The organism is Citrobacter sp. wls615, assembly GCF_005281355.1.
GTDB lineage: Bacteria > Pseudomonadota > Gammaproteobacteria > Enterobacterales > Enterobacteriaceae > Citrobacter > Citrobacter werkmanii.
In genome coordinates this window covers 21,258-31,687 of sequence record NZ_SZXM01000090.1, presented here as the reverse complement: position 1 = coordinate 31,687, position 10,430 = coordinate 21,258, and the positions used below count along the sequence as shown (strand labels likewise).

The 10,430-nt window shown below is 51.7% G+C and carries 9 protein-coding genes; 1 reads left to right on the top strand and 8 read right to left on the bottom strand.

The features are described 5' to 3' along the window. Window positions 1-117 precede the first annotated feature (117 nt). The 3 genes from pstS to glmU all read right to left on the bottom strand — a co-directional run bounded on the left by pstS (window position 118) and on the right by glmU (window position 4,918). On the bottom strand, window positions 118-1,158 hold the full coding sequence (pstS, locus tag FDX04_RS23855; protein WP_042311421.1) for a phosphate ABC transporter substrate-binding protein PstS: 1,041 nt from the start codon (window positions 1,156-1,158) through the stop codon (window positions 118-120). 334 nt (window positions 1,159-1,492) lie between these two features. Continuing rightward, on the bottom strand, window positions 1,493-3,322 hold the full coding sequence (gene glmS, locus FDX04_RS23850) for a glutamine--fructose-6-phosphate transaminase (isomerizing) (RefSeq protein WP_038635767.1): 1,830 nt from the start codon (window positions 3,320-3,322) through the stop codon (window positions 1,493-1,495). A gap of 225 nt (window positions 3,323-3,547) precedes the next feature. Then, on the bottom strand, window positions 3,548-4,918 hold the full coding sequence (glmU, locus tag FDX04_RS23845; RefSeq protein ID WP_137361474.1) for a bifunctional UDP-N-acetylglucosamine diphosphorylase/glucosamine-1-phosphate N-acetyltransferase GlmU: 1,371 nt from the start codon (window positions 4,916-4,918) through the stop codon (window positions 3,548-3,550). A gap of 342 nt (window positions 4,919-5,260) precedes the next feature. On the opposite strand from glmU, the gene FDX04_RS24260 reads away from it, so the two are divergent. Beyond that, window positions 5,261-5,404, top strand: coding sequence for a hypothetical protein (locus tag FDX04_RS24260; protein ID WP_170972948.1), 144 nt, complete (start codon window positions 5,261-5,263; stop codon window positions 5,402-5,404). 170 nt (window positions 5,405-5,574) lie between these two features. On the opposite strand, the gene FDX04_RS23835 is transcribed toward FDX04_RS24260, so the two are convergent. Genes FDX04_RS23835 through atpH form a run of 5 tightly spaced genes read right to left on the bottom strand, consistent with a single transcriptional unit; the run spans window position 5,575 to window position 10,425 of the window. Continuing rightward, entirely contained in the window at window positions 5,575-5,994 is a 420-nt protein-coding gene (locus tag FDX04_RS23835) for a F0F1 ATP synthase subunit epsilon (RefSeq protein ID WP_003023809.1), read from the bottom strand. 20 nt (window positions 5,995-6,014) lie between these two features. Next, entirely contained in the window at window positions 6,015-7,397 is a 1,383-nt protein-coding gene (gene atpD, locus FDX04_RS23830) for a F0F1 ATP synthase subunit beta (protein ID WP_006687764.1), read from the bottom strand. 26 nt (window positions 7,398-7,423) lie between these two features. Further along, complete coding sequence (gene atpG / locus FDX04_RS23825) at window positions 7,424-8,287, bottom strand: F0F1 ATP synthase subunit gamma (protein WP_006687765.1); 864 nt, start codon at window positions 8,285-8,287, stop codon at window positions 7,424-7,426. A gap of 50 nt (window positions 8,288-8,337) precedes the next feature. Further along, window positions 8,338-9,879: a F0F1 ATP synthase subunit alpha gene (atpA, locus tag FDX04_RS23820; RefSeq protein WP_003023802.1), complete on the bottom strand. Its 1,542-nt coding sequence runs from the start codon at window positions 9,877-9,879 to the stop codon at window positions 8,338-8,340. 12 nt (window positions 9,880-9,891) lie between these two features. Next, window positions 9,892-10,425 (bottom strand): F0F1 ATP synthase subunit delta, encoded by a 534-nt coding sequence (gene atpH / locus FDX04_RS23815; RefSeq protein ID WP_006687767.1) that lies wholly within the window; start codon window positions 10,423-10,425, stop codon window positions 9,892-9,894. Window positions 10,426-10,430 lie beyond the last annotated feature (5 nt).

The following is a 10,430-nucleotide window of genomic DNA, read 5'->3' as shown; positions in this document are numbered from 1 at the left end:
GTTACCCATGTTTCCGGTTCATACCCTACGCTTATCCGGCCTACACTCAGGGCCTACGGTAGAAACCGTAGGGCGGATAAGCGTAGCGCCATCCGCCAATTCGTCAAAGATATTCTATTAGTACAGCGCTTTACCGCTGCTGTCTTTCACGTTGGTTTTCCATGCAGCACGAACCTGCTCAACCACGCTGTCCGGCAGGCTGGCATAATCCAGGTCATTAGCCTGTTTGCCGCCATTTTTGTACGCCCAGTCGAAGAACTTCAGCACTTCAGCGCCCTGCTCAGGTTTCTTCTGCTCTTTATGCACCAGGATGAAGGTGGTGGAAGTGATTGGCCACGCATCGTCACCTTTCTGGTTGGTTAGATCCTGAGCGAAGGTTTTGCTCCAGTCTGCGCCTTTCGCAGCGTTAGCAAAGTTCTCTTCGGTCGGGCTTACCGGTTTGCCATCGGCAGAAACCAGTTTGGTGTAAGCCAGGTTGTTCTGCTTAGCGTAAGCGTACTCAACGTAGCCGATGGAGCCAGGCAGACGTTGTACGAATGCGGCGATACCGTCATTCCCTTTACCGCCCAGGCCGGTCGGCCAGTTAACGGTAGAACCGGAACCAATTTTCGATTTCCACTCTTCATTCACTTTTGCCAGGTAGCTGGTGAAAACGAAGGAAGTACCTGAACCGTCAGCACGGCGCACAACGGCGATATTCTGCGAAGGCAGCTTCAGACCCGGGTTCAGTTTGGTGATGGCTTCATCATCCCACTTCTTAATTTTGCCGAGGTAAATGTCACCCAGCGTTTTGCCGTCAAGCACCAGCTCGCCGGATTTCAGGCCAGGGATATTCACCGCCAGCACTACACCACCGATCACGGTCGGGAACTGGAACAGGCCTTCTTGATTGAGTTTTTCGTCAGACAGCGGCGCATCTGAGGCACCAAAATCAACGGTATTCGCAGTGATTTGTTTTACACCACCGGAGGAGCCGATACCCTGGTAGTTTACTTTGCTACCGGTCTCTTTCTGATAGGTATCTGCCCATTTGGCATACACTGGCGCAGGAAAAGTTGCACCTGCACCCGTCAGGCTCGCTGCGGCAAAGGCAGAGAACGCACTCATGGATAAGGTCGCGGCGACAACAGTTGCGACAGTGGTACGCATAACTTTCATAATGTCTCCTGCACGGTTTTCGTAAATTGTTGTTTGAGTTGCTACTGTGAGCAAAATAGGACAAACAGGTGACAGTTAAATGTACGAAATATGACAGTTTTATGACAATAAAAAATAATGCGCTGTGAACAATTAAAAACAACATAAAAACAGATAGTTAATCAATTATATGACAATCATATTTCGGCAAAATTTTCTTTTTATGACACTGAAAACAGTAGCTGAAGATGACGGTTTGTCACATAAAACAGGCGGGATAATTGATTAAAAACAGAACAAGTCTAAAAAAATGCCCCGCTTTGAGCAGGGCATTTTTAGTTCAGTAGAGTACGGCTTATTCCACGGTAACCGACTTCGCCAGGTTACGCGGCTGGTCCACGTCGGTGCCTTTAATCAGCGCCACGTGATACGCCAGCAGTTGCAGCGGAACGGTGTAGAAGATCGGTGCAATCACCTCTTCCACATGCGGCATCTCGATGATGTGCATGTTTTCGCTACTGGTAAAGCCAGCATCCTGATCAGCAAAGACGTACAGCTGACCGCCACGGGCACGAACTTCTTCAATGTTGGATTTCAGTTTTTCCAGCAGTTCGTTGTTCGGTGCGACCACGATAACTGGCATATCCGCATCGATCAGCGCCAGCGGACCGTGCTTCAGTTCGCCTGCGGCATAAGCTTCAGCGTGAATATAAGAGATCTCTTTCAGCTTCAGCGCGCCTTCCAGCGCAATCGGATACTGATCGCCACGGCCCAGGAACAGCGCATGGTGCTTGTCAGAGAAACCTTCCGCCAGAGCGGCAATGCGTTTGTCCTGGGACAGCATCTGCTCAATACGGCTCGGCAGCGCCTGCAGACCATGAACGATCTCTTGCTCAATAGACGCATCCAGGCCTTTCAGACGAGACAGTTTCGCCACCAGCATCAGCAGAACGGTCAACTGAGTGGTAAAGGCTTTCGTGGAGGCCACACCGATTTCGGTACCGGCATTGGTCATCATCGCCAGGTCGGATTCACGCACCAGAGAAGATCCCGGTACGTTACAGATTGCCAACGAGCCCAGATAGCCCAGCTCTTTAGACAAACGCAGACCCGCCAGGGTATCCGCCGTCTCACCAGACTGGGAAAGGGTGATCATCAGGCTGTTACGACGCACGGCAGATTTGCGATAGCGGAATTCAGAGGCGATTTCGACATCACAAGGAATACCGGCCAGCGACTCAAACCAGTAACGGGACACCATACCGGAGTTGTATGACGTACCACAGGCGATAATCTGGATATGCTCAACCTGAGACAGCAGCTCATTAGCACGCGAACCCAGCTCGCTTAAATCCACTTCACCGTGGCTAATGCGCCCGGTCAACGTATTTTTAATCGCGTTCGGCTGTTCGTAGATCTCTTTCTGCATGTAGTGGCGATAAATACCTTTTTCGCCCGCGTCATATTGCAGGTTCGATTCGATATCCTGACGTTTCACTTCCGCGCCAGACTTGTCGAAAATAGAGACCGAACGACGGGTCACTTCCGCGATGTCACCCTCTTCCAGGAAGATAAAGCGACGGGTTACCGGCAGCAGCGCCAGCTGATCGGAAGCGATAAAGTTTTCACCCATACCCAGACCAATCACCAGCGGGCTACCTGAACGGGCCGCCAGCAGCGTTTCCGGGCTACGGGTATCCATGATCACCGTGCCGTAGGCACCACGCAGTTGCGGAATAGTACGCAGTACTGCTTCACGCAGCGTACCTCCCTGTTCCAGCTCCCAGTGCACCAGGTGAGCAATCACTTCGGTGTCGGTTTCAGAAACAAAGGTGTAACCACGGGTTTTCAGCAGTTCACGCAGCGGTTCATGGTTTTCAATGATGCCGTTATGCACCACGACAATGTGTTCAGAAACATGGGGATGCGCGTTCGCTTCTGAAGGTTCTCCGTGGGTCGCCCAACGGGTATGAGCGATACCGGTACCGCCATGCAGCGGATGTTCTTCCGCTGCAGCAGTCAGCATCTGCACTTTACCCAGACGACGCAGGCGAGTCATATTGCCTTCAGCATCGACAACGGCCAGACCAGCAGAGTCATAACCACGATATTCCAGACGACGTAAACCTTCGAGAAGGATTTCAGCTACATCACGCTGCGCGATAGCGCCAACAATTCCACACATATTTTTTGATTCCGAATTTAGGCATTGTGCCTGTCGTTGTCGCTGACCTGTATTTGCCCTTTCCGGGCGCCCCGAGCCTTGTAGAGAGTGGGGTTATTTTTATGGTACTGCTTGTTGAGCGGAGGATTATGTTATCCCCTCGTCTCTTGTCTGCCTGATGGCGCTCACGCTTATCAGGCCTACAGAACGTCACCGCACGCAGGCCACCATCCGGCAAAAACTGAATTACTTTTTCTTCACCGGGCGCTGCCAGCCTTGTTTATGAACCTGAGGCACACGGCTTAATACCAGTTCGTTATCGGCAACATCGCGCGTTACGGTCGTCCCCGCCGCGATGGTGGCGCCTTTACCCACGGTGACAGGTGCCACCAGCTGAGTATCGGAACCGACAAACACATCATCGCCAATAATGGTTTTAAATTTATTCGCGCCATCGTAATTGCAGGTGATCGTACCCGCGCCGATGTTCACGTTATCGCCAATTTCCGCATCGCCCAGATAGGTCAGGTGACCTGCTTTAGAGCCTTTACCCAGACGCGCTTTTTTCATTTCGACGAAGTTACCCACGTGTGCGCCTTCCTGCAGCTCTGCACCAGGGCGCAGACGCGCGAAAGGACCGATGGTGCATGCTGCTTCCAGATGCGCATCTTCCACCACGCTGTACGGACTTAGCTCACAACCATCACCAATCACGCTGTTTTTGATGATGCAGCCAGCGCCAATCTTGACGCGATCCCCAACAGTTACGTTACCTTCAATGATAACGTTAGTATCAATTTCGACATCGCGCCCGTGAATAAGCGTACCGCGAAGATCAAAACGTGCCGGATCGCGCAGCATCACGCCCGCCAGCAGCAGTTTTTCTGCCTGCTCGGACTGATAAACACGCTCCAGACGAGAGAGCTGAAGACGGTTGTTCACCCCTTCCGTTTCACTGATTCGTGCCGGATGTACCGCAGCAATTTCACGCCCTTCCTGATACGCCATCGCAATGATATCGGTGATGTAGTATTCACCCTGCACGTTGTTGTTGGTCAGTTTGGACAGCCAGCGCTTCAGGTCTGCGCCGTGGGCAATCAGGATGCCGGTATTGATTTCCTGGATTTGACGCTGCTCGTCAGTGGCATCTTTATGTTCAACAATGCCTGTGACTTTACCGTTATCACGGGTAATACGCCCATAACCGGATGGGTCGTCCAGTTTAACCGTTAACAAGCCGATGCCCCCCTGCGGTTTAGCATCACGCAGGCGACGTAGTGTTTCGGTGGAGATCAGCGGCACATCGCCATAGAGCATTAAAATGTCTTCGTCATCACTAAAGAATGGTGCCGCCTGTTGCATAGCATGACCGGTACCCAACTGCTCGGCCTGCAGGACCCAGTTCAGGTTGCCATCTTTCAGCGTCTGCTTAAGCAAATCACCACCGTGTCCGTAGACCAGATGTACGTGAGTCGCGCCTAATTCATTAGCGGCATCAATGACATGCTGCACCATCGGTTTTCCTGCGAGGGTATGCAGCACTTTAGGGAGATCGGAATACATACGCGTGCCTTTGCCTGCGGCAAGGATCACGACGCTCATAGCATTATTCAACATACACGTCCTGACTGTAATTTGAGAACGAATTTATACCGTTTCACATTGAAAATACTACATTTTTTTCATCGTGAAATGGACCGAAGATAAAACGTTCAATCGGGGAAATTCCCCATCTGATAACTGTCTATTTTCGTCTATATCTACGTATTTTGTCTCCCCAAAACCAGCAGTCTGCTCTTATTAAAGCCTTAGGTGGATGTTTTTGCTATTTTTTTGCCGCATAAATAAAGAATGACATTAGCGAAGGTATGATTTTAGGCATGCGATTCAGTGGGAAGCAGAAAAGGCAAACACGACAATAACGATGTGAGAGAAAAGAGCAGGGGGGGAATTTAACAAATGGCGCTAGCTGATAAACCGCATTACGCATCGCGCCACAGAGCAGGCAGGGAAAGACTAAAAACTCATATTGCTGAACAGGGCGATGATTTTGTTGATCAATTTCATATTGGTATCTCTTTTTTATCTGATTTCATTATGTGATGCACATCACAAAAAAAAAGAGTCTACGCCTCATTTTTTAACCAATCAATATTTTTTTGATCTAAATCACGAAATAATAAAACTGCTTTTTATTTTCATTTTTCCTGAAATAAAGCCATAAAAAAAGCCAGCCTGGAAACCAGACTGGCCTTGTGTTTTTCAAGCCGGTGTTACATCGCTTTTTTGGTCAACTCGATAACGCGCAGTTTCGCGATCGCTTTGGCCAGTTCCGCAGATGCCTGAGCGTAATCCACGTCACCATGAGAGCTCTTGATATGCTCTTCAGCCTTACGCTTCGCTTCCAGGGCTCTCGCTTCATCGAGATCCTGTCCGCGAATCGCGGTATCAGCCAGTACGGTCACGCTGCCAGGCTGCACTTCGAGAATGCCGCCGGACAGATAGATAAACTCTTCATGACCGAACTGTTTAACGATGCGGATCATACCAGGCTTAATGGCGGTGAGCAGCGGAGCGTGACCCGGGAAAATACCCAGTTCACCTTCACTACCCGTTACCTGGATTTTTTCGACCAGACCAGAGAACATTTGTTGCTCTGCGCTGACGACGTCCAGGTGGTAAGTCATTGCCATATCACCCTCCGATTAAGGCGTTAAAGTTTTTTGGCTTTTTCCACAGCTTCTTCGATGGAACCAACCATGTAGAACGCCTGCTCTGGCAGGTGGTCGTATTCGCCTTCCATGATGCCTTTAAAGCCACGGATGGTGTCTTTCAGGGAAACGTATTTACCTGGAGAACCGGTGAATACTTCCGCAACGAAGAACGGCTGGGACAGGAAGCGCTGGATCTTACGCGCACGTGCTACCACCAGTTTATCTTCTTCAGACAGTTCATCCATACCCAGGATGGCGATGATGTCTTTCAGTTCCTGATAACGCTGCAGCAGGGACTGTACGCCACGAGCGGTGTCGTAGTGTTCCTGACCAACAACCAGCGGATCCAGCTGACGGCTGGTGGAATCCAGCGGGTCAACGGCCGGGTAGATACCCAGGGATGCGATCTGACGGCTCAGTACCACGGTTGCATCTAAGTGCGCAAAGGTGGTTGCTGGAGATGGGTCAGTCAAGTCATCCGCAGGTACGTATACCGCCTGAACGGAGGTGATAGAACCGGTTTTGGTAGAGGTGATACGTTCCTGCAGAACACCCATCTCTTCCGCCAGGGTCGGCTGGTAGCCTACCGCTGATGGCATACGACCCAGCAGTGCAGATACTTCAGTACCGGCCAGGGTGTAACGGTAGATGTTATCAACGAACAGCAGAACGTCACGACCTTCGTCACGGAACTTCTCAGCCATGGTCAGACCGGTCAGCGCAACGCGCAGACGGTTTCCCGGCGGCTCGTTCATCTGGCCATATACCAGGGATACTTTGTCCAGAACGTTGGAGTCGGTCATTTCGTGGTAGAAGTCGTTACCCTCACGAGTACGTTCACCAACGCCCGCAAACACTGAGTAACCGGAGTGTTCGATCGCGATGTTACGGATCAGCTCCATCATGTTTACGGTTTTACCTACACCCGCACCACCGAACAGACCAACTTTACCGCCCTTCGCGAACGGACACATCAGGTCGATAACTTTGATGCCAGTTTCCAGCAGTTCCTGAGAACTGGACAGTTCTTCATAGGTAGGTGCTGCGCGGTGGATAGCCCAACGCTCTTCTTCACCGATATCGCCTTTCATGTCGATCGGATGACCCAGGACGTTCATGATACGACCCAGGGTTGCTTTACCTACCGGGACTTCGATCGGGTGCTCAAGGTCTTTAACTTCCAGACCACGACGCAGACCGTCGGAAGAACCCATGGCGATGGTACGTACGATACCGCCGCCGAGCTGCTGCTGAACTTCCAGCACCAGGCTCTCTTTACCATTCATAACCTCAAGAGCATCGTACACGCGCGGTACGGCATCCTGAGGGAATTCGACGTCAACCACGGCGCCGATTACCTGGACAATTTTTCCAGTAGCCATCTTGAATCCTCTACGAATTAACCTGGTTATACCGCGGATGCACCACCGACGATCTCGGTGAGTTCCTGAGTAATGCTGGCCTGACGAGCTTTGTTGTATACCAACTGCAGCTCTTTAATCAGGCTGCCGCCATTGTCGGTCGCGGCTTTCATCGCCACCATACGTGCGGCCTGCTCGCTGGCCAGGTTTTCTACCACGCCCTGATAAACCTGAGACTCGACATAACGACGCAGCAAGGTATCCAGCAGCGCTTTCGGGTCTGGCTCATACAGGTAATCCCAGGATTTACGCTTCAATTCATCATCATCTGATGCCGGCAGAGGCAGCAGTTGAGTGATGGTTGGCGTCTGAGACATGGTGTTAATAAATTTGTTGCTGACAACGTACAGTTTGTCCAGACGACCTTCGTCGTAGGCCTGCAGCATCACTTTAACCGGACCGATCAGTTCGGACAGGGAAGGGTTGTCCCCCATACCGGTTACCTGAGCAATCACGTTACCACCAACGGAATTAAAGAAAGACACGCCCTTAGAGCCGATCATTGCGATATCGCACTGAACGCCTTTATCGGACCATGTTTTCATATCCGCCAGCAGCTTTTTGAACAGGTTAATGTTCAAGCCGCCGCACAGACCACGGTCGGTCGACACCACCAGGTAGCCCACGCGCTTAACGTCGCGTTCTTCCAGGTAAGGGTGCTTATATTCCAGATTACCGTTCGCAAGGTGACCAATCACTTTGCGCATGGTCTCTGCATAAGGACGGCTGGCCGCCATGCGATCCTGCGATTTACGCATTTTGGAAGCGGCGACCATCTCCATCGCTTTAGTGATCTTCTGCGTGTTCTGGACGCTTGCGATCTTACTACGTATCTCTTTTGCGCCGGCCATGAGCTTCTCCTCAATGCCTTGCGGTCCGCCCTAGGACAGACCGCCAGACGTTACCAGGACTGGGTTGCCTTGAAGGAATCGAGGATAGCTTTCAGCTTGCCTTCGATTTCATCGTTATAGCCACCGGACTGGTTGATCTCTTGCATCAGCGGAGCGTGGTCACGGTCGACGTAAGCCAGCAGAGCGGCTTCGAAGCTACCGATTTTCGCCAGTTCCACATCTTCGAGGTAACCGCGTTCAGCCGCAAACAGCACCACACCCTGCTGTGCAACAGACATTGGCGCATACTGTTTCTGCTTCAGCAGTTCAGTTACTTTCTGACCGTGGCTCAGCTGCTTACGCGTAGCTTCATCCAGGTCGGAAGCGAACTGAGAAAACGCTGCCAGTTCACGATACTGCGCCAGCGCGGTACGAATACCACCGGACAGTTTCTTGATGATCTTGGTCTGCGCTGCGCCACCTACACGAGATACGGAGATACCCGGGTTAACTGCCGGACGAATACCGGAGTTGAACAGGTTGGTTTCCAGGAAGATCTGACCATCGGTAATAGAAATTACGTTGGTCGGAACGAACGCAGAAACGTCACCCGCCTGGGTTTCGATAATCGGCAGGGCGGTCAGGGAGCCGGTTTTACCTTTAACTTCACCGTTGGTGAACTTCTCAACGTATTCCGCGTTTACGCGGGATGCGCGTTCCAGCAGACGGGAGTGGAGGTAAAATACGTCGCCCGGGAATGCTTCACGTCCTGGCGGACGACGGAGCAGCAGGGAAACCTGACGATAAGCAACAGCCTGTTTAGACAGGTCATCGTAAACGATCAGTGCATCTTCACCGCGGTCACGGAAGTATTCGCCCATTGCGCAACCAGCATATGGCGCCAGGTATTGCAGTGCAGCAGATTCAGACGCGGTCGCCACAACAACGATGGTGTTGGACAGTGCGCCGTGTTCTTCCAGTTTACGAACCACGTTAGAAATGGTGGACGCTTTCTGGCCGATAGCCACGTACACACATTTGATGCCGGAATCACGCTGGTTGATGATGGCATCGATTGCCATCGCGGTTTTACCTGTCTGACGGTCACCGATGATCAGCTCACGCTGGCCACGACCGATTGGGATCATGGCATCAACAGATTTATAACCGGTCTGCACTGGCTGGTCGACGGACTGACGTTCGATTACGCCCGGTGCGATAACTTCGATTGGCGAGAAGCCATCGTTATCAACCGGACCTTTACCGTCGATCGGGGAACCCAGAGTGTTCACCACTCGACCCAGCAGGCCACGGCCAACCGGAACTTCCAGAATACGACCCGTACACTTAACCTTCATGCCTTCGGCGAGGTCAGCGTATGGACCCATCACAACAGCACCTACAGAGTCGCGCTCCAGGTTCAGTGCGATAGCGTAACGGTTACCCGGCAGGGAAATCATCTCACCCTGCATACAATCGGCCAGGCCGTGAATGCGGATAACACCGTCACTTACAGAAACAATAGTACCTTCGTTGTGAGCTTCGCTCACAACATTGAACTGAGCAATGCGCTGCTTGATCAGTTCGCTGATTTCGGTGGAATTCAGTTGCATGCTCCAGTCCCCTTAAGACTGCAAGACGTCTGCAAGGCGCTCAAGACGGCCGCGTACGCTGCCATCAATGACCATATCACCCGCTCGGATGATTACGCCTGCCATTACAGACTTATCGATTTTGCAATTCAGCTTAACTTTGCGTGACAGACGTTTTTCCATCGCTGCACTAATCTTCGTAAGCTGTTCATCACTCAGTGCATTGGCAGAAGTGACTTCTACCTCAGAGATAGCCTCACTGGCTGCACGCAGATGAATAAACTGCTCAAGAACATCCGGGAGCGCATTCAGACGGTTATTTTCAGCCATTACCCTAATCAGGTTTTGGCCGCTTTCGTCCAGCTGCTCACCGCACACGGCGATAAACGACTCAGCGAGCGTTTCTGGCGCCAACGCGCCAGAGAGAAGCTCTGCCATTTGTTCGTTTTTCGTCACCTCAGCGGCGAAAGTCAGCATATCCTGCCAACGGTCAACGCTTTGGTGCTCAACGGCAAAGTCAAAAGCTGCTTTGGCGTAGGGGCGAGCTACCGTAATAAATTCAGACATCAGCC

Excerpts from the sequence above, each read along its gene's own strand:
- FDX04_RS24260 (WP_170972948.1), top strand. The coding sequence starts at position 5,261 with ATGGCGCTAGCTGATAAACCGCATTACGCATCGCGCCACAGAGCAGGC.
- glmS (WP_038635767.1), bottom strand. The coding sequence starts at position 3,322 with ATGTGTGGAATTGTTGGCGCTATCGCGCAGCGTGATGTAGCTGAAATC.
- pstS (WP_042311421.1), bottom strand. The coding sequence starts at position 1,158 with ATGAAAGTTATGCGTACCACTGTCGCAACTGTTGTCGCCGCGACCTTA.
- atpD (WP_006687764.1), bottom strand. The coding sequence starts at position 7,397 with ATGGCTACTGGAAAAATTGTCCAGGTAATCGGCGCCGTGGTTGACGTC.
- glmU (WP_137361474.1), bottom strand. The coding sequence starts at position 4,918 with ATGTTGAATAATGCTATGAGCGTCGTGATCCTTGCCGCAGGCAAAGGC.
- atpH (WP_006687767.1), bottom strand. The coding sequence starts at position 10,425 with ATGTCTGAATTTATTACGGTAGCTCGCCCCTACGCCAAAGCAGCTTTT.
- atpA (WP_003023802.1), bottom strand. The coding sequence starts at position 9,879 with ATGCAACTGAATTCCACCGAAATCAGCGAACTGATCAAGCAGCGCATT.
- atpG (WP_006687765.1), bottom strand. The coding sequence starts at position 8,287 with ATGGCCGGCGCAAAAGAGATACGTAGTAAGATCGCAAGCGTCCAGAAC.
- FDX04_RS23835 (WP_003023809.1), bottom strand. The coding sequence starts at position 5,994 with ATGGCAATGACTTACCACCTGGACGTCGTCAGCGCAGAGCAACAAATG.